This is a genomic window from Stenotrophomonas sp. 80084_Sma, assembly GCF_056481995.1.
Genome location: NZ_CM151177.1, coordinates 3,590,498 through 3,614,587, shown reverse-complemented (window position 1 = coordinate 3,614,587; position 24,090 = coordinate 3,590,498). Strand labels below are relative to the sequence as shown.

Sequence of the window (24,090 nt, the reverse complement as noted above, 5' to 3'; positions counted from 1 at the left end):
CCGCAATCTCAACGCGACCTCAACGCCTTCAACAATGCCGCATTGAACTGCTTCGGGTCCTGCACCTGCGGCGAATGGCCCAGTTCGGCGAACTCGACCAGCGTCGCGCCCGGAATGGCCGCGGCCGCTGCTCTGCCCAGCACCGGATAATTGCCCAGCGTCGCCTTCACCGCAGGCGGCGCCAGGTCACGGCCGATCGCGGTGCGGTCCTTCTGGCCGATGAACAACGTGGTCGGCACCTGCAGATTCTTCAGTTCGTAGACCACTGGCTGGTTGAACACCATGTCCGATGCCAGTGCCTGGCTCCACGCAACGACCTGCTTGCCCGGGCCTTCATACATGCCCGACTGCATCCGCGCCCACGGTTCATACGCCGGCTTCCATTTGCCGTCGTAGTACACGTCCAGCTGGTAGCGGCGGATGCTGTCATAGCTGATGTTCATTTCGCCGGCGTACCACGTGTCCACGCTGCGCCAGGGAACACCCAGCGCCTTCCAGTCTTCCAGCCCGATTGGATTGACCAGTGACAGGCTGCGCAGGTCCTGCGGGAACATCAGCGCGTAGCGCACCGCCAGCATGCCGCCCATCGAATGACCGACCAGGTGCACCGGTACATCACCCAGCTGCAGCTGTTGCAGCAGGGCATGGGTGTTGGCGGCCAGCTGCGCGAACGAATACTGGTAGCGTTCGGGCTTGCTGGATTTGCAGAAGCCCACCTGGTCCGGGGCGATCACCCGGTAGCCGGCGTTCAGCAGCGGCGCGATGGTCTGCTGCCAGGTGGCTGCGCAGAAATTCTTGCCGTGCAGCAGCACCACCACGCCGATGGCGCGGCGTTTGGGCAGGACATCCAGATAGGCCATTTCCAGTGGCTGCCGCTGCGACTCCAGTGCGAAGATCTTCACCGGATAGCCGTAGTCGAAACCCTCCAGCCGCGGCCCGTAGGTGGGCGCGGCCAAGGCAGGCAGCGGCAGGCAGGCAAGCAGGGCAGCAGCGATCACGCGCATGGGGCCAATCCGGGGCAGGGGAGCCCCGAGCCTAACCGGAACGCGGTGACGACGTCGTCCGATGTTGAGCCGGGCTCATGCCCGGCTGCAGGGTAGAGCCAGGCCATGCCTGGCTGCGGCCATCAGCACTCGATGACGTTCACCGCCAGGCCACCGCGGCTGGTTTCCTTGTACTTGTCCTGCATGTCGCGGCCGGTATCGCGCATGGTCTTGATCACCTTGTCCAGCGACACCTTGTGCTTGCCGTCGCCGCGCATCGCCATGCGCGAGGCATTGATCGCCTTCACCGCACCCATCGCATTGCGCTCGATGCACGGGATCTGCACCAGGCCGCCGATCGGGTCGCAGGTCAGGCCCAGGTTGTGTTCCATGCCGATTTCCGCAGCATTCTCGATCTGGCTCGGGTTGCCGCCCAGCGCCGCGACCAGGCCGCCGGCCGCCATCGAGCAGGCCACGCCCACTTCGCCCTGGCAACCCACTTCGGCACCGGAAATCGAAGCGTTTTCCTTGTACAGGATGCCGATCGCCGCCGAGGTCAGCAGGAAGTCGAACACGCGCTGCTCGTTGGCGCCCGGGCAGAAACGGTCGAAGTAATGCAGCACCGCCGGCAGCACGCCGGCTGCACCGTTGGTCGGCGCGGTCACCACGCGACCACCGGCGGCGTTTTCTTCGTTGACCGCCAGTGCGTACAGGTTGACCCAGTCCAGCGTGGTCAGCGGATCGCGCATCGCCGCTTCCGGCTTCGACGACAGCTCGCGGTACAGCGCCGGTGCGCGACGGCCGACCTTCAGGCCGCCCGGCAGCACGCCTTCCTCGCGGATGCCACGCGCGACGCACGACTGCATCGCGCTCCAGATCTCGCGCAGGTTGGCGCGGATCTCGTCTTCGCTGCGCCAGCACTTCTCGTTCTCGAACATCAGCTGGGCGATGCTCAGGCCGCTGCGTGCGGTCTGCGCCAGCAGCTCGTCGCCGCTCTTGAACGGGTAGGGCAGCGGGGTCTCGTCGGGCACGATGCGGTCATCGGCCGCGTCGTCCTGGTTGACCACGAAGCCGCCACCGACCGAGTAGTAATCGCGGGTGGCAATTACTTCGTCCTCGGCGTTGTACGCGGTGAAGCGCATGCCGTTGGTGTGGTACGGCAGCTTCTGGCGCTTGTTCATACCGAGGTCGCGCTTTTCGTCGAAGGCGATCTCGTGCTGGCCCATCAGCTGGATGCGCTTGCTGCTGCGGATGCGCTCCAGCGTGGCCGGGATGATGTCCGGGTCGATCAGGTTCGGCCGCTGGCCTTCCAGGCCGAGCAGGATCGCCTTGTCGGTGCCATGGCCGCGGCCGGTCAGCGCCAGCGAGCCATAGACATCGGCGCGGATGCGCGCGACCTCGTGCAGGCGGCCCGGATCGAGCAGCCAGCGATGGATGAATCGCTCGGCGGCCTTCATCGGCCCGACGGTGTGCGAGGAGCTCGGGCCAATGCCGATCTTGAAAACGTCGAACGTGCTGACAGCCATGGTTGCCGTACTGCGGGTACCGGAAGAGACCGCTATTCTAGCGGTTCACGCCGCACTTCAATGGCTGCGGCGCAGCATTTCCACCAAGGGGACCCTGCCGGTGTTGACTCTGTTCCAGCGTGACGACTGCCACCTGTGCGACATGGCGCTGGCCGAGCTGGCCAAGGCCCGGGCGCCGGAATTCGAATCGGTGTTCCTGGATGACCAGCCAGCGCTGGAATCGCGCTACGGCGCGCGGGTGCCGGTGCTGCGCGACGAGCGCGGCGACCGTGAGCTGGACTGGCCGTTCGACGCGGCTGCGGTTCGGGCGTGGCTGGCCGTCGATCGGTAGTGCCGGCCGCTGGCCGGCACCTGCCCGCATCGGTGAGGTTGCCGGCCAGCGGCCGGCACCACCGGAGATGATGGCCGGGGCGGTGCCCCGGCCCGTTGATCATTTCGCGTCGAACTTCACGATCGTGCTGATCGCGGTTTCATCCGGGATGGTCTTGGTGTCGGCCCAGTCACCGCTGCCGACGCCGAAGTCCAGGCGCTTGACGGTGGCCTTGCCGGTCAACACCGGCTGGGTGCCCGGCTTCCAGGTGAAGGTAAGGGTGACCGGCTTGCTGACGCCGCGCAGCTCCAGCGTGCCGTCGGCGGCGAACTGGTCGTTGCCCACCGCACGGAAGCCCTTGGCGGTGTAACGCGCAGTGGCGAACTTGCCGACGTTGAAGAAGTCGGCGGTCTGCAGGGTCGAGTCGCGGTCGCTGTTGCCGCTCTTGGCACCGGCCAGCGGAATCACCACGTCCAGCGAACCGGCGGCCGGGTTGGCCGGGTCGAAGCTGAGCTTGGTGGCAAAGCCCGGGAAGCTGCCGGTGAACACTTCGCCGTCGTACTTGGTGGCGAACACCAGGATCGAGCCGGCGCCGGGGGCCTGCGCGTAGTCCGCAGCGAGCGCCGGGGCGGTGGCCAGCATGCCGGCCAGGGCGGCGGCCACGGCGGCCGGAGTGGTCAGTTTCAGGTTCATCGGTCAGTCCTTCTGAGGGGAGGCGAGCCAGCCGCGCGGCAACATGCGGGACAGCGTTGCATCGCGCTGGAACAGGTGGTGGTAGAAGGCAGCGCCGGCATGGGCCAGCACCACCGCGATCAACAGCCAGAAGCCGTATTCGTGGATGGCGTGGGACACCGCGACGACCTGCGGATCCGGGCCACTCAGCTTGGGCACATCAACCAGGCCGAACCAGCGGAACGGGCGCAGGCCACTGGCCGAGTCGTACAGCCAGCCCGACAGCGGGATGGCGAACATCAGCACATACAACAGCACGTGGGTGGCGCTTGCGATGCGCTCCTGCCAGCTGGGCACGCCCGGCACCGGCTTGGGGGCGCCGGCGTACAGGCGCCAGCCGAGGCGGAACAGCACCAGCGCCAGTACGGTGATGCCGATCGACTTGTGTGCGGTGTAGACCCAGAAGTACTTGGGCGTCTTGGGCAGTTCGCCCATGGTCAGGCCGACCACGCCCAGGGCGAGGATCAGCAGTGCGATCAACCAATGCAGGATCTGGCTGACACTCCCCCAGGCGGCGGGGGTGTTCTTGGCGGTCATGAAAGGTCCTCTAGCGGGCCGTCTTGGGGTCGGAGTGCGGAACGGGAGCGGGAGTTCCCGGGGCGTCGCTGCGGTCGAGGGTGGCTTCAGCCTCGATCCTCAGCTGTACTGCATCACCGATGACGCCCGGCCAGGCGGTGATGCCGAACGCGCGCCGGCTCAGCGTGGTGCTGGCGGAAAAACCGGCGGTGCGTCGGAACGGGGGAAGGGGGTAGCGCTTGATGGCGTTGAGGGTCACGTCCAGGGTGACTTCCTGGCTGACGCCGCGCAGGGTCAGGGTACCGATCACGTGCGCACGCTTGGCATCGATCGGTTCGACCCGGCTGGAGACGAAATGTGCCTTCGGGAAACGCTCGCCATCCAGAAGGCTGCGGGCCAGCGTGGCCTGGTTCCATTTGGCATCACCTAGGTCCAATCGCGACACGGGGACCTCGACATCCAGTGTGGCCTCGCGCCAGTTGTCGGGATCGAACTGCAGGCGGCCCTCACTGCCGGAGACCGTCCCCATCGCCTGCGAGTAACCCGCGTGGTCGATGGTGAACAGCACACGCGTATGCACCGGATCGAGGCGATAGGTATCTGCATCCGCCCAGGCGGGGGCGGTGGCGAGCAGCATCGGCAGCAGGGCCAGGCAGGGACGCATCGATGGCGGGCTCCGGAAGGGGGACGTTGCGATCATACGCACAGCCCCCCGCCAACGTTGCGTGCATGGCTGCAACAGTTCGTGGTGGGTCCACCGGTGGAAACAGGCTGTTGCAGCCATGAACCCGGCCCTGTGTGACAATCGGGACAGGACAGGGGGGTTCAGGATGACGAGCGGTTGGCGCCTGTGGTGCCGAGGCATCGCGGGAATGGGGCTGCTGCTGATGGCGTTCGCCACGGCGGCCACGGCCCTCGACATGGCGGAAACACCGCGCCTGCGCCGTTTCGGTGCAGCTGAAGGCATGCCCTCGCGCATGGTGCTGGCGCTGGCCGAGGACCGCCAGGGCCATATCTGGGCGGCCACCGATGGTGGCCTGGTGCGCTATGACGGCGGCAACCTGCGGGTCTGGGAACATGATCCGGAGCAGCCGGGCTCGCTGCCCGGCAACGAGATCGAGACCCTGCTGGTCGATCCCCTGGACCGCGTCTGGGTCGGCATCAATGGCAAGGGCGTGGCCCGGCTGGATGCCGACCGCGAACGCTTCAAGACCTTCGATGCGGTCAACGGCCCCTGCATGAGCCAGTTCTGGACGCTGGCCTACGCCGAGGATGCACTGTGGATCGGCACCAGTGGCCATGGCGTCTGCCGTTTCGGTGAAGACGGCAGCCTGCGCTTCTTCGAGCATGATCCGGCCCGTCCTGGCGGGTTGCCCAGCAATACCATCTACAGCAGCCTTGTCGACGCGCAGGGGCGACTGTGGATCGGCACCGAGGCGGGCATTGCGCGCTGGAACGGGACTGGATTCGAGGCTGTCGCGCCGCGCGAACTGGGGGCGCTGAGTGTGTTGCGCCTGAGCCGCGACCCCGATGGCTCGATCTGGGCCGGCAGCCAGAATGACGGCCTCTACCGTATCGACGCGCAGGACCGGGTCAGCCGTCCGCGCTGGGCCGACAGTGCGCGCCTGCGTTCGGCACTGGTGCTGGCCGATCGCCAGGGCGGTTACTGGGCGGGCACCTCCGATGGCCTGTTGCGTGGAGATGCCAGCATGCTGCGGCGGCTCGACGGCGACCGCGGCAGTGGCTTCCTCACTGCCCAGAGCGGTGTGCTTGATCTGATGCAGGACCATGAGGGCGGATTGTGGGTTGCGCTGCTGACCCAGGGCCTGGCCTACCTGCCGCCGGACTGGCGCCGGTTTTCGATCTGGAACCAGCTTGACGGCAAGCCGCTGGACAGCCAGTACCTGCTGAGTGCAGCCAGTGATGGCCGGAATTACTACGTCGGCTCAGCGCATGGCGTGTACCAGCTGGACGCGCAGGGAGTACTGAAGTTGCTGGCCAGCGATCGCGAGATCGGCAGCGGGGCGGTGTGGTCGGTGCTGCCGCGGCCGGACGGGCGCCTGTGGCTGGGGCGTGCCGGCCGCATCAGCGTGTACGACCCGGCGACCCGCGCACTGCACGATTGGCATATCGATGGGGGAGCCGATCTGCGCCAGCGCATCGATCTGATGCGGCAGGCCCCCGATGGCACGGTCTGGCTGTCGGTGATGAACCTGGGCCTGCAGCAGCGCAGCGCCGATGGCCGCGTGCTGCGTAGTTACCCGCTGGAGGATCTCCGCAAGACCGCCGATTCACCTGTCGAGCAGATCCGCTTTGATGCCCAGGGCAAGGCCTGGGTGATGGGCGACATGGGGATCTGGCGTGAACAGGCCGGGCGCTTCGAAGCGGTGCCGGGCGTTTCGCGCGGGTTGATCTACGATCTGGTGTGGGTGGATCCGCAGCAGCTGTGGCTGGCCCGGCAGGGCGCGCTGGAACGCTACCAATGGGATGGCATGAGCCTGCGCCTGATCCAGCGCATCGATGGCAGTGCTGGCGTGCCCTCGGTCAGCATGGGCGGACTGGCGCTGGCCGAAGACGGCCGCCTGTGGGCGACCACGCCACGTGGCCTGCTGCGGTGGGACCCGAAGACGCGCCGCCTGCAGCAGTTCAACGAACGCGATGGCCTGCCCGACGCCGAGTTCACCAGCAGGCCGCCGGCGGTGAATGCCGATGGTCGCGTGCTCGCGGTGGCCCAGACCGGCCTGGTCGTGTTCGATGTGAATGCTGCCGATGCGGTGCTGCCGCCGTCGTCGCTGGTGATCGCCGAGGTCCGCGTGCGGCGCGATGATGCCCGTGGCTGGCAACCGCTGCCGACCACCGGCACGCTGTTGCTGGGGCCGGATGATCGTGATCTGCAGATCGATGCGCGACTGCTTTCCTATGCCAATCCGCAGGGCAACCGTTACCGCTTCCGGGTGCAGGGCTACGACCAGAACTGGGTGGAGCAGGGCGGTGACGGCCAGCGCACGCTGTCGCGGCTGCCGACCGGCAGCTACGTCATTGAAGTCCAGGCGGCAACGGCCAGTGGCACGTGGACGCCTTCACAGCGGTTGCAGGTGAAGGTGCTGCCACCCTGGTGGCGCAGCGGCATGGCGATCTTCGGCTACCTGCTGATCGGCTCGCTGCTGCTGCTTATCCTGGTGTGGTCGATCCGTGCGCGCCTGCGCCGCCGCCAGCAATGGCAGTTGACCGTGCACAAGCAGCAACTGGCAGAGCAGGCCTCCCAGGCCAAGAGCCGGTTCCTGGCCACGCTGGGCCATGAGGTGCGCACGCCGATGACCGGTGTGCTCGGCATGAGCGAGTTGCTGCTGGCCACCCCGCTGGATGCGGTGCAGCGCAGCTATGCAGGCTCGATCCAGCAGGCTGGCAGCCACCTGCTGCGGCTGGTCAATGACGCACTGGATCTGGCCCGCATCGAGGCAGGCCGGCTGGAGCTCGACCTGCGCCCGTTCGATCTGGCTGGCCTGCTCGACCAGGTGCAGGCGTTGATGGAGCCGATGGCGAAGCAGCGCAACCTGGGGTTCCAGCGTGGGGGCGATCCGCCGGGGCCGATCAGCGTCAGCGGCGACGAGATGCGCGTGCGGCAGATCCTGCTCAACCTGCTGGGCAATGCAATCAAGTTCACCGAGCGCGGGCACGTCGGCCTTGCCGTGCGCCTGGAAGAGAACGGTGGCGGACTCTGCTTCGAAGTGCATGACACCGGCCCGGGCATCAACGCCGAACAGCAGGACCGCCTGTTCCATCGCTTCGAACAGGCGGACGGCCCGCGCACCGCGTCGCGCTATGGCGGCAGCGGTTTGGGCCTGGCGATCTGCCAGGAGCTGGCCGTGGCCATGAACGGACGCATCGAAGTGGACAGCCAGCCGGGCAAGGGCGCGCGATTCCGGGTGTGGTTGCCGCTGCCCTGGATCCGGCAGGCCGCCAATGCGCCGGGCGAGTCGCCGGTGCTGCCGGTGCTGCCGCCGCTGCGCATCCTGCTGGTGGAAGATGACGCGACCGTGGCCGAGGTCATCGCCGGCCTGCTGCGTGGCCGTGGCCACGACGTGGTGCACGTGCTGCATGGCCTGGGCGCGCTTTCGGAGATTGCCACCGATGGTTTTGACGTGGGCCTGCTCGATCTCGATCTGCCCGCGCTGGACGGCACCGCCATCGCTCGCCAGCTGCGTACCATGGGCTATGAACTCCCCCTGGTGGCGGTCACCGCGCGCTCCGATGCCTACGCCGAGACCCAGGTCCTGGCGGCCGGGTTCGATGGCTTCCTGCGCAAGCCGGTGACCGGTGACATGCTGGTGACTGCCATTGCCCAGGCGCGCGCAAAACGACAAACCGCCCTTTGAATGCGCCAGTGCCGGGCGTGAACGGCGCGACTTTCGGTTTACCATGCCGACGCCCGTAGTGCGGGAATCATCAGAAGCAGCGTGAGGAGGCAATCGGTGGTGTATCTGCGGGCGGCGATGCTGCTGCTGGTCCTCCTGTGCTGCCTGTCGCCCGCTGCGGCGCAGCCGGTGCCACCGAGCCCGCGCCAGGTGACGGTGTTCGACGGCTTGCCGTCCAATACCGTGAACCGCATGGCCGAGGATCGTTACGGTTACCTCTGGATCGCCACCAACGACGGTCTGGCCCGCTACGACGGGCGCAACTACCGGATCTGGCGCTCGGAAGACGGCCTGCGCGACAACCGCATCTGGACGGTGCTGGTCGATGCCCGCAACCAGCTCTGGATCGGCACCGAGAACGCGGGCCTGGTACGGATGTCGGCCGATCGCCGCCAGCTGCATTTCTACGACCGCAGCAGCCAGCCGTTGATGGGCACCAACACGGTCTGGAGCCTGGCCACCACGCCGGATGGTTCGGTCTGGTTCGGCACCCACGAAGGTGGTCTGTACCGCCTGGACAACCAGGACCGGCTGCAGCGCTTCCTGCCCGAAGCGAACAACCCACGCAGCCTGCCGGCCGCATCGGTGCCTTATCTGGCAACCCTGGCCGATGGCAGCCTGTGGATCGGCACCAAGCATGGTGTCGCGCGCTGGACCGGCACGGACTTTGAACGGGTTGGTGCCGGCATCGTTCCCAGCCTGCTGATCAATGGCCTGACGGCCGAGCCCGATGGCAGCCTCTGGATCAGCACGATGGCCGGTGCCATCGTGCGTCGTCCCGATGGTCGTTTCGAGGCACCGTCCTGGAAGCTGCCCGAAGGCGAACAGGTGCTGGGCATGATGCTGCGCGACGAGCAGGGCGGGCACTGGCTGGACACCCGCACCGGCCTTGGCCGCGCGGTCGATGGCCAGTACCAGGCCGTGCCGCTGTACAGCGCGGTGGCGCGTGGCCCGGTACGCCCGAACTGGACCGGCGCCTACGAGGATCGCGAGGGGGGCATCTGGCTGGCCAGCACCAACGCCGGCCTGTGGCACCTGCTGCCGCGCTGGTGGCAGTTCTCGGTGCTGTCGCGGCTGGAGGACGACCCGCGCTCGCTGCGCAATGCCTTCGTGCTGGGTACCAGCCCATCCAGCAACGGCGGCATCTGGACGGTCGGCAGCCACGGCGCGCTGGACCGCTTCGATCCGAAGAGCGGCCGCATCGAACAGCACCGCACCTGGGTCAACGGCATGCACTGGCTGACCTCGGTGCGCGAGGATCGCCGCGGCCAGGTCTGGATCGGCTCCAACGACGCGCTGCTGCGCTACGACCCGAAGCGGCGTGATCTGCGCCGCTGGGGCCGGGATGCCGGCGCCGACGCGACCATGGAAGGGGTCATCGAATCGATGATGACCTGTGATGGTGACAGCCTCTGGCTGATGCTGCCGTCGGGTCTTCAGCAGCGCGATCTGGATGGGCGCCTGCGGCGCCAGCTGGACAATGGCCAGCGCGGATTGCAGCAGGGCCAGCTCAATCTCGATGTGGAATGCGGGCCGCAGGACCATATCTGGCTGGCCAGCAGCCGAGGCCTGCTGCAGTGGCTGCCGGAAAGCGAGCGCTTCCAGCCGGTGCCGGGCGCACCGGCGACCGCGATCCATGCACTGCACGTGGGCAGCGATGGCCAGGTCTGGCTGTCCGAGGATGGCCGCCTGTCGCGCTACCGCTGGAGCCAGGGCCGGCTGGAGCGGCAGGCCGTGATCGGTGCCGAGCAGGGCTACCCGGCGATCTCCGCTTCGGGGCTGGTGGTCGATGCACAGGGGGTGGCGTGGGCAACCAGCGCGCGTGGCCTGGTGCGCATCGGCGCCGATGGCCAGAGCGTGCGCCTGTATGGCGTGCATGACGGCCTGCCGAGCCAGGAATTCCGCGAGCACACGCTGGTGATGTCGGGAGACGGCCATCTGGTGGCGGGTACGCCGGCCGGTGTGGTGGTGTTCGACCCGGAGCAGGTGCGGCCCTCGATGCGGCGTGCGCCGCTGGTGATCGAGCGGGTGGAGGTGCGTCGCAACGAGCAGGTGCTGGACCTCACCCACGACACGCCGTTGCAGATCGCCGATGGCGACCGCGATCTGCGCATCGTCGCGCGCCTGTTGTCGTTCGCCGATTCGGCGTCCAATACCTATCGTTACCGGTTGGCCGGCTATGACCCGGACTGGGTGGAAGTGGGACCGGCCGGTGAGCGCCTGTTCTCGCGGCTGGCACCGGGCAGCTATCGGCTGGAAGTGCAGGCGCGGTCGGCCGACCATGTCTGGTCACGGGTGCAGAGCCTGGAATTCCGCGTGCAGCCACCGTGGTGGCGCAGCCTGCCCGGCCTGCTGGTGCTGGCCTCGTTCGCGCTGCTGCTGACCAGCTGGTTCGCCTGGCTGTACCGTCGGCGCCTGCAGCGTCGCCACGCCTATCAGCTGGCGCTGCACAAGCAGGAGCTGGCCGAGCAGGCGTCGGCGGCCAAGACCCGCTTCCTGGCCAACCTTGGTCATGAGATCCGCACGCCGATGACCGGTGTGCTCGGCATGAGTGAGCTGCTGCTGTCCTCACCGCTGGATCCGCAGCAGCGCGGCTATACACAATCAATCCGCCACGCCGGCGAGCACCTGCTGCATCTGGTCAACGATGCGCTGGACCTGGCGCGGATCGAATCCGGCCGTCTGGAGTTGCAGTCCAAGCCGTTCGCGCTGAGCTGCCTGCTGCAGGACCTGGCGGCGCTGATGGGCCCGTTGGCTGCACAGAAGGGCCTGCGCTTCACCCTCGACAACCAGTTGCCGCCCGGCCTGCAGGCCACCGGCGACGCGATGCGGGTACGGCAGATCCTGCTGAACCTGCTCTCGAATGCGGTCAAGTTCACCAGCCGCGGCACCATCACCCTGCACGCGCGCAGCGACGCCGAGCTGCGATCTCTGCATTTCGAAGTGCGCGACACCGGCCCCGGCATCAGCCAGGAGCAACAGCAACGCCTGTTCCGCCGCTTCGAGCAGGCCGATGGTGCACGTACCGCGGCGCAGTACGGCGGCAGTGGACTGGGCCTGGCGATCTGCCGCGAACTGGCGCATGCGATGCAAGGGCGGATCCAGGTGGAGAGCCAGCTCGGTCGCGGCACCTGCTTCGGCGTGACGTTGCCGTTGCCGATGGTGGTCGATGCCGATGCCGAAGCAGATGGTGAAACGCACCGCGAGGACGCGGCCAACATGCCGCCATTGCGGGTACTGCTGGTGGAGGACGACGCGACTGTGGCCGATGTAGTGCGCGGGCTGCTGAGTGCGCGCGGGCACGAGGTGGTACATGCGGGCCATGCGCTGGCGGCACTGCGTGAGATCAGTGCCGGTGATTTCGACGTCGGCCTGCTGGATCTCGACCTGCCGGGCCTGAGCGGCTTCGAGCTGGCCCAGCATCTGCGCAACCAGGGCTACATGCTGCCGCTGCTGGCGGTGACCGCGCGTACTGACCCGGACCTGCAGCAGCAGGTGGAGGCGGCCGGCATCGGTGGCTTCCTGCGCAAGCCGGTGACCGGGGAACTGCTGGTGGAAGCGATTGCCCGGGTGATGGGAAGGTAGGGATTATTGCAGGGCTTGCAGCCCTGCACCTGCAGAAGCAACGTCAACGTCAAAAGCGTGCAATCCGTGGGATGGCGGGGTGGGTCCGGTTGCGGGGGACGCTGCAAGTCCCCCTCCGGGGCCCGGCCCAGCCGCTGGCGGCTGTGCGTTCGGGCGCTTGCGAAGCAATGCTTCGCAAGCAAAGCGCCCTCACCCATGTAAGCTCGGTCGCCGCTTGCTCGTGTGCGCTGTCCTGCGCACACGGCAAGACCGGGGTTGGGCCTCCTGCCCAACTCGCCCGAGGCATGCCTCGGGCCCATGCGGCTCACGCCCCCGCAACCGGACCCACCCCGCCTTCGACAGATTCTCGCGAGGTGCCGACAGTTGCTTTCTGTAGAGCCGAGCCATGCTCGGCTCAGATCTTTCCGATATCGAAATATTCGATTTCGATGAAGTTTCATCCACGCATGGCGTGGATCTACTTACCGTCACCGGGAAACTGTCGGGGGTGGGGCGGTGTGGGGCTGCAGGACCGTTGGCGCCATGGATGGCGCCATCGAGCCCCCAAGGATGGGTTTACGGCGTGTCCTGAAGCCCCACACCGCACCGCCCAGCGCACAGCATTCACAGAGCCGGTTTTTGCTGTTGCTGCGGCTTCTAGCGGGTGCAGGGCGCAGCCCTGCCGAACCCCCTCACTCCGCGACGTGCTCGACCTGCCGTGGCTCCGGCTTGGTGTCGGGCAGCTGCCAGAAGATCATCGTCGAGGTCAGGGTGATCGCGCCCACGCACAGGAACGTCGCATGCAGTGCCGCGGTGGCGCTGTTGCTGTCCAGGTGATTGCCGAACGCGGCCAGCAGGCTGCCGGCCGCCGCGGCACCGAAACCGGCGGCGAGCATCATCACCATCGACAGCAGGCTGTTGCCGGAACTGGCGAACTCGCGGTCCAGATCCCGCAGCGTCACGGTGTTCATCACGGTGAACTGCAGTGAATTGACCGCGCCGAAGAACGCCAGCTGCAGCAGGCGCCAGGCCAGGTGCTGGCCGGGTGTCATCAGGATGAAGCTGGCCATCGCCAGGCCCACCAGCACGGTGTTGACCATCAACACGCGGCGGTAGCCGTAGCGCTCGACCAGCTTCACCGCCAGCTTCTTCGACACCATGCCGGCCGCCGCCACCGGCACCATCATCAGGCCGGCGTTCATCGGGCCAAGGCCCAGGCCGACCTGCAGCAGCAACGGGATCAGCATCGGCATGGCGCTGCTGCCGATGCGCGAGAACAGGTTGCCAAGGATGCCGATGCGGTAGCTGGGCACGCGGAACAGGGCCAGCGAGAACAACGGCGCGGTGGAGTTGGCGGCATGCAGCCAGTAACCGACCAGTGCGGCCAGGCCGGCCACGGTCATCAGCATCACCAGCGCATGTGGCGTTCCGAGCCCGGAGATGCCGTCCAGCGCCAGCGACAGCACCACCATCGCAAAGGCCAGCATGATGTAGCCGCGCAGGTCGAAACGGGTGCGATGGCTGGCGTAGTGGTCGGGCATGATCTTCATCGCGGCGATGAAACCGATCACGCCGATCGGCAGGTTGATCAGGAACACCCAGTGCCACGACGCGATCTCGACCAGCCAGCCACCCAACGTCGGGCCGATCAACGGGCCGACCAGCGCGGGGATGGCGATGAAGCTCATCGCGCGCAGGAAGTCCTCGCGTGGCACCGAACGCATCACTGCCAGGCGGCCGACCGGCAGCAGCATCGCACCGCCGATACCCTGCAGCACACGTGCCCCAACCAGCTGGTGCAGGTGCTGGGCCAGCGCGCAGGCCAGCGAGCCGAGGGTGAACAGGATGATCGCTACCAGGAAGGTACGACGCGTGCCGTAGCGGTCGGCAATCCAGCCGGAGGCGGGGATGAAAGTGGCCACCGCCAGCGCGTAGCTGAACACCACCGACTGCATCTGCAGCGGGCTTTCTCCCAGGCTGGCCGCCATCGCCGGCAAGGCCGTGTTGACGATGGTCGAGTCCAGCATCTGCATGAAGATCGCCAACGAAACCAGCCACAGCAGGGGGCGCTGGCGGTTGTAGGTCGATGGCGATGTGGACATGGGGTGTGGCCGGTGCAGCGTGGGGGACGTCATGATCGCGCACTGCGGGTCACGGCGCGATCAACATCGCGCCGCAACCGCATGCGCAATGCTCAGCGCTGGCTGTGCGCGTGCACCGCGTCGACCAGCACCTGCACGTGCGCCGGGTCCATGTCCGGCGACATGCCGTGGCCGAGGTTGAACACATGGCCCTCGCGCGAGCCGCCATTGCCGGCGGCATAGGTGTCGAGCACGCGTGCTGCTGCGGCGGCGATCGCATCCGGCGAGGCGTACAGCGTGGTCGGGTCGAGGTTGCCCTGCAGGGCGACGCGGCCGCCGGTGCGGCGCATCGCCTCGTCCAGATCCAGCGTCCAGTCCAGGCCCAGCGCATCGGCACCGGTCTGCGACAGCGCTTCCAGATGCAGGCCGGTGCCCTTGCCGAACAGGATCAGCGGGGTGCGCTCGTTGCCTTCGCCGCGCTCCAGGCCCTCGGCGATGCGCTGCAGGTAGCGCAGCGAGAACTCGCGGTACATCGACGGCGACAGCACGCCGCCCCAGGTGTCGAACACCTGCAGTGCCTGTGCACCGGCCGCGCGCTGCGCGCCGAGATAGGCGATCACCGCCTCGGTGGTGACCTCCAGCAGGCGGTGCAGGGCCTGCGGATGGTTCAGTGCCATCGCCTTGATCCGCGCGAAGTCCTTGCTGCCGCCGCCTTCCACCATGTAGCAGGCCAGCGTCCACGGGCTGCCGGAGAAACCGATCAGCGGCACCTGGCCGTCCAGCTCACGGCGGATCAGGCGCACCGCGTCCATCACGTAGCCCAGGTCCTGTTCCATGTCCGGCACCGCCAGCCTGGCGATGGCGGCTTCATCACGCACCGGGTGGCGGAACTTCGGGCCTTCGCCTTCGACGAAGTACAGCTCCAGGCCCATCGCATCGGGAATGGTGAGGATGTCCGAGAACAGGATGGCCGCATCCAGCGGGAAGCGGCGCAGCGGCTGCAGGGTGACCTCGCAGGCAATCTCCGGATTCTTGGCCATGGCCAGGAAGCTGCCGGCCTTGGCCCGGGTCGCGCGGTATTCCGGCAGGTAGCGTCCGGCCTGGCGCATCAGCCAGACGGGGGTGCAGTCCACCGGTTCGCGGCGCAGGGCGCGCAGCAGGCGATCGTTGCGGAGAGGGCTGGTCACGATGGGCATTCCTTGGACGAAAGTTGGCAGCGGCGTCAGTCGCCGTGCGAGAGGATCTGGAAACCGCGATGCAGTTCGGCATCGCGGGCCTTCTCGAAGGCATGGCGGGCTTCGTCGGCCTGCAGGAACAGCTCGCGCCGCAGCTGCGAGCGGCTGCCGACGCGGCCGCTCTCGCGCAGCAGTTCCCAGCCGCCGAACAGATCCGGCTGCAGGCTCAGGCGCAGGAAGCGCGGTGCCTGCGCACCGGCGTCGGGATGTTGCAGGTAGACGTGCATGGCGCCGATTGTAGCGGGGCCAGGGTGACCCCGGCCGCAACGCGGTCGTGCCGGCCGCTGGCCGGCACTACCGGGCCGACAGCACCTTCAGCACCGCCGCCTCATCCACGTCCGGCACCACTTCGGCGCGGCCCATGCCGCGCCACAGCACCAGGCGCAGGCGGCCGGCCACGTTCTTCTTGTCCAGCCGCATGCGGCCGAGCAGGGCCTGCGGGTCCAGTCCTGCGGGAATCGTCACCGGCAGGCCCAGGCGCTCCAGCAGCGCCTGCAGGCGCGCGCGGTCGGCATCGTCGGCCAGGCCGAGGTCGGTGGACAGTTTTGCCGCCAGCACCATGCCCACCGCCACCGCTTCGCCGTGGTTCAGTGCATCGCGGCCCGGGGCCGAGTAGCCCTGTTCGGTCTCGATGGCATGGCCGAAGGTATGGCCGAGGTTGAGCAGGGCACGCTCGCCCTTCTCGAACGGATCACGCTCGACGATGGCGGCCTTGTGCCGGCAGCTGCGCGCGATGGCTTCGGACAGTACCGCATCCTCGCCGGCCAGCAGTGCATCGGCATGCTGCTGCAGCCATTCGAAGAACACCGCGTCGCCCAGCGCGCCGTACTTCACCACTTCGGCCAGGCCGGCGCGCAGCTCGCGCGGTGGCAGGGTGGCCAGCACGCGGGTATCGGCAATGACCGCGCGCGGCGGATGGAATGCGCCGACCAGGTTCTTGCCGGCCGGAATGTCGACCGCGGTCTTGCCGCCCACCGACGAATCGACCATCGCCAACAGGGTGGTCGGAAGCTGCACGCAATCCACGCCGCGCATCCAGCAGGCCGCGGCAAAACCGGCGAGATCACCGACCACGCCGCCACCGAGGGCGAACACGCAGGCATCCCGGGTGGCGCCGAGCGCGGCCAGCGCTTCGATCGCGCGGCCGAATTCGGCCAGGGTCTTGGAGGCTTCGCCGGCGGCCAGCACGTGCTCGCCGACGATCAGGTCGGGGCGTGCGGCCAGCAGCGTCTGCTTCACGGCTGCCAGGTAGCGCGGAGCCACTTCGTTGTCGCTGAGCAGCAGCACGTGGCGGCCGCGCACATGCGAGGCCAACGCGGTGCCGTCGGTCTGGGCACCAGCGCCGATGGTGATGGAGTAGGGGCGGTCGCCGCCAACGGCGACCTGCAGCAGGGCGGGGGAAGTCATGCGGTCAGGTCCTGGCGCTGCCATTGCGTGGCCAGCTTGACCACCAGGTGGGCGGTCGCGTCGGCAGCGGTATACGGGTCGGTATCAAGGGTGAGGTCGGCCAGTTCGCGGTACAGCGGGTCGCGGTGAGCAGCCAGATCGTGCAGCACCTGCTCGCGGTCCGGGCGCTGCAGCAGTGGCCTGCCTTTGTCGCGGGCCAGGCGTTCCAGCTGCGCGGCCACGCTGACCCGCAGGTAGACCACGAAGCCGCGCTGGGCGATCAGCGCACGGTTGTCCGGATCCAGTACGGCGCCGCCACCGGTGGAGACCAGCTGGCCGCGGCCTTCCAGCACACGGGCCAAGGCTTCGCGCTCATGGCTGCGGAAGCCGGTTTCACCCGAGTGCTCGAAGATGGTCGGGATGCTGGCGCCGGCGGCATCTACGATGGCCTGGTCGACATCGACGAAGTCCAGCGTGAAGCGCTCGGCCAGGCGGCGGCCGATGCAGGTTTTGCCGGCGCCCATCGGGCCGATCAGGATCAGGTTCGGAGCAGGATTCATGCCCTCTGATGCTAACACCTCCGTGCCCTTGCCTTTACGTTCTTCACGTCAGGGTAGGCGTTCCTGCGGGGTCTCCCGCGCCAGCCGGAGTACAGGCCATGACGGTCGCCAAGGTCATCGAAATCACCGCCTCCTCGCCGAAGAGCGTGGAGGACGCCGTGCGCAGCGGTCTGAAGAAGGTCTCCGAGACGGTCAAGGGCATCCAGGGCGCCTGGGTGAACGAGACCAAGGTGGTCACCAACGGCAGTGGCGAGATCACCGAATGGCGGGTCAACCTGCGGGTGACCTTCCTGGTGGAATAGGCGTGCTCAGCGCACGTCCTGCACCTGGCGCTGGCCGTCCAGCACCACCACGTGGTCGGCCAGGGCGGGCAGGGCGTGCAGTGCCTGCCGGCTGACCCGCTCGTAGTACTGCACGAAGCGCTCCAGCTGAGGCCGGCTCATGCCGTGCCGGCCCGGCTGCGCGGCCTGCAGGTTCTGCTCCTGCTGCCAGCGCCAGCGTGGTACCACCGAGAAATCCGGCGGCTGCAGGAACCACAGGCGGTCGCAGCGCTGCCACAACGCCGGGTAGTCGCGGGCCAGCGCCTGGTTGCACCAGCGGCGCCAACGGCCATCGGCGTCGGCCTCGCGCTCCAGTGCGTTCAGCGGGCTGTCCAGTGCGTTGTCATCCTGCGCCGGTGTGCCGAGGAACCAGCCTTCGAACACCAGCAGGTCCAATGGCTGCTGCAGCTGCGGCCACTGAGCCTCGGGCAGGCGTTCATCGGCCAGCTTGTCGAAGCGTGGCATCGCGAAGGGCTGGCGTGTGGCCACGGCGTCCAGCACGGCATGGGCCAGCGGCAGGTCGTGGGTGCCGGGCGGGCCGCGGGTGATCAGCAGCGGATGCACCTGGCGGGCCAGTCGCTGGCGCTGCGCACGGGTGAGGTAGACGTCATCGATCGACAGCGTGGCCGCGTTCAGGCCGCGTGCCTGGGCGCGCGCCACCACCTGCGCGGCCAGCGTCGATTTGCCGCTCCCCTGCAGGCCGCTGATCGCCAATACTGGAATCGCTGCACCGCTGCCCAGCGCATCATCCAGCGCCTGTTCGGCCAATGTTTCGGGGAATCCTTTCACCTGGGGCATATACGCAGCAGCGGCCATGCAGCCACAATAGCCCAATCCGTGTGAGAAGAACGCAATCATGAGCGACCTGTACGCCGAAGCCCTGTCCACGTTTGCCGGCCTGTTCGACGAGGCCAAGCAGAGCCGCGAGGTCGAGCCGAATGCGATGACCGTGGCCACCGCCGATACGCAGGGCCGTCCCTCGGCGCGTACCGTGCTGCTGAAGGCCTTCGACGAGCGTGGCTTCGTCTTCTATACCCACCTGGACAGCCACAAGGGCCAGGAGCTGCAGGCCAATCCGCAGGCCGCGCTGTTGTTCCTGTGGCGCAGCCTGCGCGAGGCGGGTATCCAGGTGCGCATCGAAGGCCGTGTCGAGCAGGTTGCCGATGCTGAAGCCGACGCCTATTTCGCCAGCCGCCCGCGCATGAGCCAGATCGGCGCCTGGGCCTCGCAGCAGTCGAAGACGCTGGCGACGCGCGAGGAATTCGACGCGCGCGTGGCCGAGATCGAAGCCCGCTTCGAAGGCAAGGACGTGCCGCGCCCGGACGGCTGGAGCGGCCTGCGCGTGGTACCCGACCGCATCGAGTTCTGGTACGGCGCGCAGTTCCGCCTGCACGAACGCTGGTGCTATGAAGCCGGTGCCGAAGGGCGCTGGAGCAAGCGCCTGCTGTATCCGTAAGGCAACCTGATGCAACGCCTGCCGCTGTACCGTGTGGTGGTGTTCGTGCCGTCGGCAGCACTGGATGCAGTGAAGCAGGGCATCCTCGCGGTGGACGCGCTGGCGGCCGGCGACTACGAGCACGGGATGTGGTGGTCGGCGCCGGGGTTCGAGCAGTTCCGCCCGCGCGTGGGTGCGTCGCCCGTGCAGGGTGAGGCGGGCCGCACCGAAGTGGTCGACAGCGTGCGCCTGGAATTCTGCCTGCCTCGGAATCCGCAGCGGCTGCAGCGCATCTTCGAACAGGGCATCGTGCCGCATCACCCGTGGCAGGTGCCGGTGGTGCAGGTGGAGGAAATCGAGCTGCTGCTTACTGACGCACGCTCTTTGTAGAGTCGAGCCATGCTCGACTGCGGGTGCTCTGGCGCGCAAGGCAGTCGAGCATGGCTCGACTCTACAAGAGCAGGCTGTCGCGAACGGACTGGTCAGCTTCATCTGCGAGCAGGTCAGCAACCGGCACACTCCGACGAATGCCCTCGATTTCCGGAGTCGCCATGCCCTCCTGGCGTTGCCTGTTTGCCGTGCCATCACCGCGTTGTGGCGTGGAGGCTTACCTGCTGCTGCTTGCCCGCATCGTCGCCGGTGTGATGTTCTGCGTCTCCGGCTGGAACAAGGTGTTCACCGACGCGGGGCGCGAGCGCATGGTGCATACGCTGGTCGATACGGGGATTCCGTTCCCGGTGTTCAGTGCGCCGGTGCTGGGCGGCATTGAATGGATTGCGGGCGGCCTGCTGGTGCTGGGCCTGCTCAGCCGGCCCTCGGCCCTGCTGCTGGCGGCGATCTGTGCGGTGGCGGCGCTTACCGATGGCATAGCGCGCATTCCTGCGGGACTGAGCGTGCCGGATTGGCTGAGCTGGTTCTTCTATCTGAGTGAAGTGCCGCTAGGTGTGCTGCTGTTGTGGACTGCTGCAGTGGGGAGTGGACGGTTCGCCATCGAAGCGCGCTGGGCACGCTGAGCGCTCGTCGTCCGCGCGCAGCCGGAGCGCGTCTGTAGCATTTGGTGTGTTCCGGTAAATCCACGCCATGCGTGGATGAGATGCTTGACGGAAGAGCGGTGCGAACCAAGGTTCGCACCCACCAGGCAACGAGTGGTTACAACCCCTCCGCGCGCAGCCAGCGCCATAGCGTGGTGCGTGATACGCCCAGCGCCTGCGCCATCCCCTCGCGGTCATTGCGGTGTTCCTGCAACAGCGTTTCCAACTGCGCACGCGGCGGGCGCTTGCCGTTGCTTTCCACCGGCAATGCTGCAACGCCCTCGTTCACCAGTTCGGGCGCCAGCCGCAGCAGTCGCGCCGCATCGATCAGCCCTTCGCCCGGCTGCCAGTGGATGCGCAGACGATCAATGAGATTGCGCAGTTCGCGCACGTTGCCGGGCCACTCCGCGGTGGTCAGTACCGCCAGTGCATGCTCATCCAGTGGCGCATCGATGCCGCGCAGCTGGCGGAAGAAGTGCTGTGCCAGCAAGGGGATATCCGCGCGCCGCGCACGCAGCGAGGGCAGGGCGATACGCAACGCGGCCAGGCGGTAGTACAGGTCGCGGCGGAAGCTGCCGGCTGCCGCGCGCTGTTCCAGTGATTGCAGTGTCGCGGCCACCACGCGCAGGTCCACCGGGGTCGGTTCGGTGGCGCCCACGCGCAGGACCTCACGTTCTTCCAGCACCCGCAGCAGGCGGGTCTGCAGCGGTAGCGGCAGTTCGCCGATTTCGTCCAGGAACAGCGTCCCGCCGTCTGCGGCTTCGACCAGGCCGACACGGCCGCCACGGCGTGCGCCGGTGAAGGCCCCATCGCTGTAGCCGAACAGCTCCGCTTCCAGCAGCGATTCGCTGATCGCGCCGCAGTTCAACGCGACGAAGCGGCCTCGACGGCCGCTGGCCGCGTGTAGCTGGCGCGCAACCAGTTCCTTGCCGGTGCCGGTTTCGCCGGTGACCAGCACGGTGCTGTCATGCGGGGCGTAGAGCGCGATCTGCGCGCGCACCTGCGCCATCGCATCGCTGTCGCCGAGCAGTTCATGCGCATCGGCACGCGCTGCGGGGCGCCGGCGTGGGGCAGGGCGGTTGCTGCCGGAACGTGCCAGGGTCTGGGTCAGTTCCAGCGCATGTTCGAACGCCTGCCGCACCGAGTCGGCGGAGTACAGCAGCACGCCGGGCAGGCCGGCCTGTTCGGCGTGGTCGATGGCCATGCCGGTGCCGACGATCACTTCGATGCCGTTGGCGCGCAGGTCGGCGATGCAGTCGCGTGCGTCCTCGCGGGTGACGAAACGGCGATGCTCGATATCCAGGCCGAAACTCTGCTGGAAGTTGCTGAACACCGGCACGTCGCTGGCGTGGGTGACCAGGCCGATGCGGCTGGCGATGCGTCGCGCGCGCGCCAGTGCTTCCATCAGATCGAAGCCGTTGGCCTGGATCGGCACCAGCGGCAGCTCCAGCCGGCCGCGCAGCCAGGCGGCGTTGGAGCCACCCGCGATCACCACATCGCAGTGCTCGCGACGCAGGCGCTGGCCGATCACATCCACCGCTTCCTCGAAGCCGAGGTTGATCTGTTCGATGCGCGCGCGGCGGTCGAACTCGGGAATGACGTCGCCGAGCAGGCCGGTCAGCCGCGAGACGCTGACCGTCCAGATCACCGGTCGGCCGGGGTCGGCATCGGCATGGCGCAGGGGCGAGCGGGGCAGGTACATGGCGGCGGGTTCAGACGGAATGTTTCATGATACATCTGTTTCAATGTTTCATTTGTTTCGCGGCTGCGTGTCGGTCATCCCCGTGAAATCAATCGCTTGCAGCTTGGCATGGTGCTTGCGCCTACCCATCCGTTCTTCAACCTGGATTGCCGCATGACTGCTTCCGCCCCTTTCTCTGCCGGTGCCCGCTTCCGTGAGGCGCTGGCTGCCGAATCGCCGCTGCAGGTGATCGGCGCAATCAACGCCAACCACGCCCTGCTGGCCAAGCGCGCCGGCTTCCGTGCCATCTACCTGTCCGGCGGCGGCGTTGCTGCGGGCTCGCTGGGCCTGCCGGACCTGGGCATCAATACCCTGGAAGACGTGCTGGTGGACGTGCGCCGCATCACCGATGTCTGCGATCTGCCGCTGATGGTCGACATCGACACCGGCTTTGGCCCGAGCGCGTTCAACATCGCGCGCACCGTGAAGTCGCTGATCAAGGCCGGCGCGGCCGCCTGCCACATCGAGGACCAGGTCGGCGCCAAGCGCTGCGGTCACCGCCCGGGCAAGGAGATCGTCTCGCAGGGTGAAATGGTCGACCGCGTGAAGGCGGCCGCCGATGCCAAGACCGATCCGGACTTCTTCCTGATCGCCCGCACCGATGCCATCCAGGTGGACGGCGTGGACAAGGCCATCGAGCGCGCCATCGCCTGTGTCGAGGCCGGTGCCGATGGCATCTTCGCCGAGGCTGCCTACGACCTGGATACCTACCGCCGCTTCGTCGACGCGGTGAAGGTGCCGGTGCTGGCCAACATCACCGAATTCGGTGCCACCCCGCTGTTCAGCCGTGATGAACTGGCCTCGGCCGGCGTCGCCATCCAGCTGTTCCCGCTGTCGGCGTTCCGTGCCGCCAACAAGGCCGCCGAGAACGTCTACCAGGCGGTGCGCCGCGATGGCCACCAGCGCAACGTGGTGGAAACCATGCAGACCCGCGAAGAACTCTACGACCGCATCGGCTACCACGCCTTCGAGCAGCAGCTCGATGCACTGTTCGCCGCCAAGAAATAAGCAGTACCCTGCACCATCAAGTTTTCGGAGGGAAACATGAACGATACGACCGCAACCCCGACCTTCAAGCCGAAGAAGTCCGTCGCCCTGTCCGGCACCGCTGCCGGCAACACCGCGCTGTGCAGCGTGGGCCGCAGTGGCAACGATCTGCACTACCGTGGCTACGACATCCTGGACCTGGCCAACACCAGCGAGTTCGAGGAAATCGCCTATCTGCTGGTGCACGGCAAGCTGCCGACCCGCGCCGAGCTGGTTTCGTACAAGGCCAAGCTGAAGTCGCTGCGTGGCATCCCGGCCGCGGTGAAGGCGGCGCTGGAAGAACTGCCGCCGTCGGCGCACCCGATGGACGTGATGCGCACCGGCGTGTCCGTGCTCGGCTGCGTGGCGCCGGAGAAGGACGATCACAACCATCCGGGCGCGCGTGACATCGCCGACAAGCTGATGGCCTGCCTCGGTTCGATGCTGCTGTACTGGTACCACTGGAGCCACAACGGCCGCGCCATCGACGTGGAAACCGACGACGACTCGATCGGTGGCCACTTCCTGCACCTGCTGCACGGCGAGAAGCCGCAGGAATCGTGGGTGAAGGCGATGCACACCTCGCTGATCCTGTACGCGGAACACGAGTTCAACGCCTCGACCTTCACCTGCCGCGTCATCGCCGGTACCGGCAGCGACATGTACAGCGCGATCTGCGGTGGCATCGGCGCGCTGCGCGGCCCGAAGCATGGCGGCGCCAACGAAGTGGCGTTCGAAGTGCAGAAGCGCTACGACAACCCGGATGAAGCCGAGGAAGACATCAAGGCCCGCGTCGAGCGCAAGGAAGTGGTGATCGGTTTCGGCCACCCGGTCTACACCGTCTCCGATCCGCGCAACAAGGTGATCAAGGACGTGGCCCGCGAGCTGTCCGAAGAACAGTCCAGCATGAAGATGTACGACATCGCCGAGCGCCTGGAATCGGTGATGTGGGACATCAAGAAGATGTTCCCGAACCTGGACTGGTTCAGTGCCGTCAGCTACCACATGATGGGCGTGCCGACCGCAATGTTCACTCCTCTGTTCGTGATCGCCCGCACCGCCGGCTGGAGCGCGCACATCGTCGAGCAGCGCATCGACGGCAAGATCATCCGCCCGAGCGCCAACTACATCGGTCCGGAAGACCGCGACTTCGTCGCCATCGACAAGCGCGTCTGATCCACCTGCTGTACCCATCCGGCCGGCCGCGTGCCGGCCGGATGCTTTCGCCG

General features: G+C 67.4%; 21 protein-coding genes. 9 read left to right on the top strand and 12 right to left on the bottom strand.

Annotated features, from left to right (window positions below; all coding sequences use genetic code 11):
• Positions 1 to 8: 8 nt before the first annotated feature.
• Entirely contained in the window at positions 9 to 1,004 is a 996-nt protein-coding gene (locus ACZK3W_RS16765) for an alpha/beta fold hydrolase (RefSeq protein ID WP_180838343.1), read from the bottom strand.
• Between the two features lie 122 nt (positions 1,005 to 1,126).
• Positions 1,127 to 2,509, bottom strand: a complete 1,383-nt coding sequence (locus ACZK3W_RS16760; protein WP_024956918.1) for an L-serine ammonia-lyase — start codon at positions 2,507 to 2,509, stop codon at positions 1,127 to 1,129.
• Between the two features lie 100 nt (positions 2,510 to 2,609).
• Between ACZK3W_RS16760 and ACZK3W_RS16755 the strand changes: the two genes are divergently transcribed.
• The gene (locus ACZK3W_RS16755) at positions 2,610 to 2,840 is read left to right on the top strand and encodes a glutaredoxin family protein (protein WP_149909241.1); all 231 of its coding nucleotides are present in this window, start codon (positions 2,610 to 2,612) and stop codon (positions 2,838 to 2,840) included.
• 99 nt (positions 2,841 to 2,939) lie between these two features.
• On the opposite strand, the gene ACZK3W_RS16750 is transcribed toward ACZK3W_RS16755, so the two are convergent.
• Genes ACZK3W_RS16750 through ACZK3W_RS16740 form a run of 3 tightly spaced genes read right to left on the bottom strand, consistent with a single transcriptional unit; the run spans position 2,940 to position 4,731 of the window.
• The gene (locus ACZK3W_RS16750) at positions 2,940 to 3,512 is read right to left on the bottom strand and encodes a YceI family protein (RefSeq protein WP_010482754.1); all 573 of its coding nucleotides are present in this window, start codon (positions 3,510 to 3,512) and stop codon (positions 2,940 to 2,942) included.
• A 3-nt stretch (positions 3,513 to 3,515) separates the two neighbouring features.
• Positions 3,516 to 4,088, bottom strand: coding sequence for a cytochrome b (locus ACZK3W_RS16745; RefSeq protein WP_005410672.1), 573 nt, complete (start codon positions 4,086 to 4,088; stop codon positions 3,516 to 3,518).
• A 10-nt stretch (positions 4,089 to 4,098) separates the two neighbouring features.
• Entirely contained in the window at positions 4,099 to 4,731 is a 633-nt protein-coding gene (locus tag ACZK3W_RS16740) for a YceI family protein (RefSeq protein ID WP_032127796.1), read from the bottom strand.
• A gap of 166 nt (positions 4,732 to 4,897) precedes the next feature.
• Here ACZK3W_RS16740 and ACZK3W_RS16735 point away from each other — a divergent pair, with 166 nt between their 5' ends.
• A complete protein-coding gene (locus ACZK3W_RS16735) occupies positions 4,898 to 8,443 on the top strand; it encodes a hybrid sensor histidine kinase/response regulator (protein ID WP_197617342.1) in 3,546 nt (1,181 codons plus the stop codon).
• 96 nt (positions 8,444 to 8,539) lie between these two features.
• Positions 8,540 to 12,067: a hybrid sensor histidine kinase/response regulator gene (locus ACZK3W_RS16730; RefSeq protein ID WP_478450127.1), complete on the top strand. Its 3,528-nt coding sequence runs from the start codon at positions 8,540 to 8,542 to the stop codon at positions 12,065 to 12,067.
• Positions 12,068 to 12,738: 671 nt separating this feature from the next.
• On the opposite strand, the gene mdtD is transcribed toward ACZK3W_RS16730, so the two are convergent.
• The 5 genes from mdtD to ACZK3W_RS16705 all read right to left on the bottom strand — a co-directional run bounded on the left by mdtD (position 12,739) and on the right by ACZK3W_RS16705 (position 17,308).
• Entirely contained in the window at positions 12,739 to 14,148 is a 1,410-nt protein-coding gene (gene mdtD, locus ACZK3W_RS16725; protein ID WP_010482759.1) for a multidrug transporter subunit MdtD, read from the bottom strand.
• A 92-nt stretch (positions 14,149 to 14,240) separates the two neighbouring features.
• Positions 14,241 to 15,323 (bottom strand): uroporphyrinogen decarboxylase, encoded by a 1,083-nt coding sequence (hemE, locus tag ACZK3W_RS16720; protein WP_032127799.1) that lies wholly within the window; start codon positions 15,321 to 15,323, stop codon positions 14,241 to 14,243.
• A gap of 26 nt (positions 15,324 to 15,349) precedes the next feature.
• The gene (locus tag ACZK3W_RS16715) at positions 15,350 to 15,589 is read right to left on the bottom strand and encodes a WGR domain-containing protein (RefSeq protein ID WP_032127800.1); all 240 of its coding nucleotides are present in this window, start codon (positions 15,587 to 15,589) and stop codon (positions 15,350 to 15,352) included.
• A 67-nt stretch (positions 15,590 to 15,656) separates the two neighbouring features.
• Complete coding sequence (gene aroB / locus ACZK3W_RS16710; RefSeq protein ID WP_197631861.1) at positions 15,657 to 16,769, bottom strand: 3-dehydroquinate synthase; 1,113 nt, start codon at positions 16,767 to 16,769, stop codon at positions 15,657 to 15,659.
• On the bottom strand, positions 16,766 to 17,308 hold the full coding sequence (locus ACZK3W_RS16705; protein WP_032127802.1) for a shikimate kinase: 543 nt from the start codon (positions 17,306 to 17,308) through the stop codon (positions 16,766 to 16,768). Before ACZK3W_RS16705 ends, aroB begins: the two co-directional genes overlap by 4 nt.
• Positions 17,309 to 17,406: 98 nt before the next feature.
• Here ACZK3W_RS16705 and ACZK3W_RS16700 point away from each other — a divergent pair, with 98 nt between their 5' ends.
• Positions 17,407 to 17,610 carry a dodecin family protein gene (locus ACZK3W_RS16700; protein WP_005410663.1) on the top strand — a complete coding sequence of 68 codons (204 nt, stop codon included), beginning with the start codon at positions 17,407 to 17,409 and terminating at the stop codon, positions 17,608 to 17,610.
• 6 nt (positions 17,611 to 17,616) lie between these two features.
• On the opposite strand, the gene ACZK3W_RS16695 is transcribed toward ACZK3W_RS16700, so the two are convergent.
• Positions 17,617 to 18,444, bottom strand: a complete 828-nt coding sequence (locus ACZK3W_RS16695; RefSeq protein WP_180838643.1) for a kinase — start codon at positions 18,442 to 18,444, stop codon at positions 17,617 to 17,619.
• A gap of 40 nt (positions 18,445 to 18,484) precedes the next feature.
• On the opposite strand from ACZK3W_RS16695, the gene pdxH reads away from it, so the two are divergent.
• The 3 genes from pdxH (at position 18,485) to ACZK3W_RS16680 (ending at position 20,076) form a co-directional block, all read left to right on the top strand.
• Positions 18,485 to 19,084 (top strand): pyridoxamine 5'-phosphate oxidase, encoded by a 600-nt coding sequence (gene pdxH, locus ACZK3W_RS16690; protein WP_032127805.1) that lies wholly within the window; start codon positions 18,485 to 18,487, stop codon positions 19,082 to 19,084.
• Positions 19,085 to 19,093: 9 nt separating this feature from the next.
• Complete coding sequence (locus tag ACZK3W_RS16685; RefSeq protein ID WP_197616309.1) at positions 19,094 to 19,453, top strand: YqfO family protein; 360 nt, start codon at positions 19,094 to 19,096, stop codon at positions 19,451 to 19,453.
• 161 nt (positions 19,454 to 19,614) lie between these two features.
• A complete protein-coding gene (locus ACZK3W_RS16680) occupies positions 19,615 to 20,076 on the top strand; it encodes a DoxX family protein (protein WP_197616310.1) in 462 nt (153 codons plus the stop codon).
• A gap of 136 nt (positions 20,077 to 20,212) precedes the next feature.
• Here the strand turns inward: ACZK3W_RS16680 and prpR are convergent, their stop codons facing one another.
• A complete protein-coding gene (prpR, locus tag ACZK3W_RS16675; protein ID WP_197616312.1) occupies positions 20,213 to 21,796 on the bottom strand; it encodes a propionate catabolism operon regulatory protein PrpR in 1,584 nt (527 codons plus the stop codon).
• A gap of 153 nt (positions 21,797 to 21,949) precedes the next feature.
• On the opposite strand from prpR, the gene prpB reads away from it, so the two are divergent.
• Both prpB and prpC read left to right on the top strand, forming a co-directional pair.
• The gene (gene prpB, locus ACZK3W_RS16670) at positions 21,950 to 22,843 is read left to right on the top strand and encodes a methylisocitrate lyase (RefSeq protein WP_005418360.1); all 894 of its coding nucleotides are present in this window, start codon (positions 21,950 to 21,952) and stop codon (positions 22,841 to 22,843) included.
• 36 nt (positions 22,844 to 22,879) lie between these two features.
• A complete protein-coding gene (prpC, locus tag ACZK3W_RS16665) occupies positions 22,880 to 24,037 on the top strand; it encodes a bifunctional 2-methylcitrate synthase/citrate synthase (RefSeq protein WP_014038133.1) in 1,158 nt (385 codons plus the stop codon).
• The last annotated feature ends 53 nt before the right edge of the window (positions 24,038 to 24,090 follow it).

What these genes read in the sequence shown, in the direction of transcription:
- ACZK3W_RS16765 (WP_180838343.1), bottom strand. Translation starts at nt 1,004, where the DNA reads ATGCGCGTGATCGCTGCTGCCCTGCTTGCCTGCCTGCCGCTGCCTGCC.
- ACZK3W_RS16760 (WP_024956918.1), bottom strand. Translation starts at nt 2,509, where the DNA reads ATGGCTGTCAGCACGTTCGACGTTTTCAAGATCGGCATTGGCCCGAGC.
- ACZK3W_RS16750 (WP_010482754.1), bottom strand. Translation starts at nt 3,512, where the DNA reads ATGAACCTGAAACTGACCACTCCGGCCGCCGTGGCCGCCGCCCTGGCC.
- ACZK3W_RS16745 (WP_005410672.1), bottom strand. Translation starts at nt 4,088, where the DNA reads ATGACCGCCAAGAACACCCCCGCCGCCTGGGGGAGTGTCAGCCAGATC.
- ACZK3W_RS16740 (WP_032127796.1), bottom strand. Translation starts at nt 4,731, where the DNA reads ATGCGTCCCTGCCTGGCCCTGCTGCCGATGCTGCTCGCCACCGCCCCC.
- ACZK3W_RS16735 (WP_197617342.1), top strand. Translation starts at nt 4,898, where the DNA reads ATGACGAGCGGTTGGCGCCTGTGGTGCCGAGGCATCGCGGGAATGGGG.
- mdtD (WP_010482759.1), bottom strand. Translation starts at nt 14,148, where the DNA reads ATGTCCACATCGCCATCGACCTACAACCGCCAGCGCCCCCTGCTGTGG.
- hemE (WP_032127799.1), bottom strand. Translation starts at nt 15,323, where the DNA reads ATGCCCATCGTGACCAGCCCTCTCCGCAACGATCGCCTGCTGCGCGCC.
- ACZK3W_RS16715 (WP_032127800.1), bottom strand. Translation starts at nt 15,589, where the DNA reads ATGCACGTCTACCTGCAACATCCCGACGCCGGTGCGCAGGCACCGCGC.
- aroB (WP_197631861.1), bottom strand. Translation starts at nt 16,769, where the DNA reads ATGACTTCCCCCGCCCTGCTGCAGGTCGCCGTTGGCGGCGACCGCCCC.
- ACZK3W_RS16705 (WP_032127802.1), bottom strand. Translation starts at nt 17,308, where the DNA reads ATGAATCCTGCTCCGAACCTGATCCTGATCGGCCCGATGGGCGCCGGC.
- ACZK3W_RS16700 (WP_005410663.1), top strand. Translation starts at nt 17,407, where the DNA reads ATGACGGTCGCCAAGGTCATCGAAATCACCGCCTCCTCGCCGAAGAGC.
- ACZK3W_RS16695 (WP_180838643.1), bottom strand. Translation starts at nt 18,444, where the DNA reads ATGGCCGCTGCTGCGTATATGCCCCAGGTGAAAGGATTCCCCGAAACA.
- pdxH (WP_032127805.1), top strand. Translation starts at nt 18,485, where the DNA reads ATGAGCGACCTGTACGCCGAAGCCCTGTCCACGTTTGCCGGCCTGTTC.
- ACZK3W_RS16685 (WP_197616309.1), top strand. Translation starts at nt 19,094, where the DNA reads ATGCAACGCCTGCCGCTGTACCGTGTGGTGGTGTTCGTGCCGTCGGCA.
- ACZK3W_RS16680 (WP_197616310.1), top strand. Translation starts at nt 19,615, where the DNA reads ATGCCCTCCTGGCGTTGCCTGTTTGCCGTGCCATCACCGCGTTGTGGC.
- prpR (WP_197616312.1), bottom strand. Translation starts at nt 21,796, where the DNA reads ATGTACCTGCCCCGCTCGCCCCTGCGCCATGCCGATGCCGACCCCGGC.
- prpB (WP_005418360.1), top strand. Translation starts at nt 21,950, where the DNA reads ATGACTGCTTCCGCCCCTTTCTCTGCCGGTGCCCGCTTCCGTGAGGCG.
- prpC (WP_014038133.1), top strand. Translation starts at nt 22,880, where the DNA reads ATGAACGATACGACCGCAACCCCGACCTTCAAGCCGAAGAAGTCCGTC.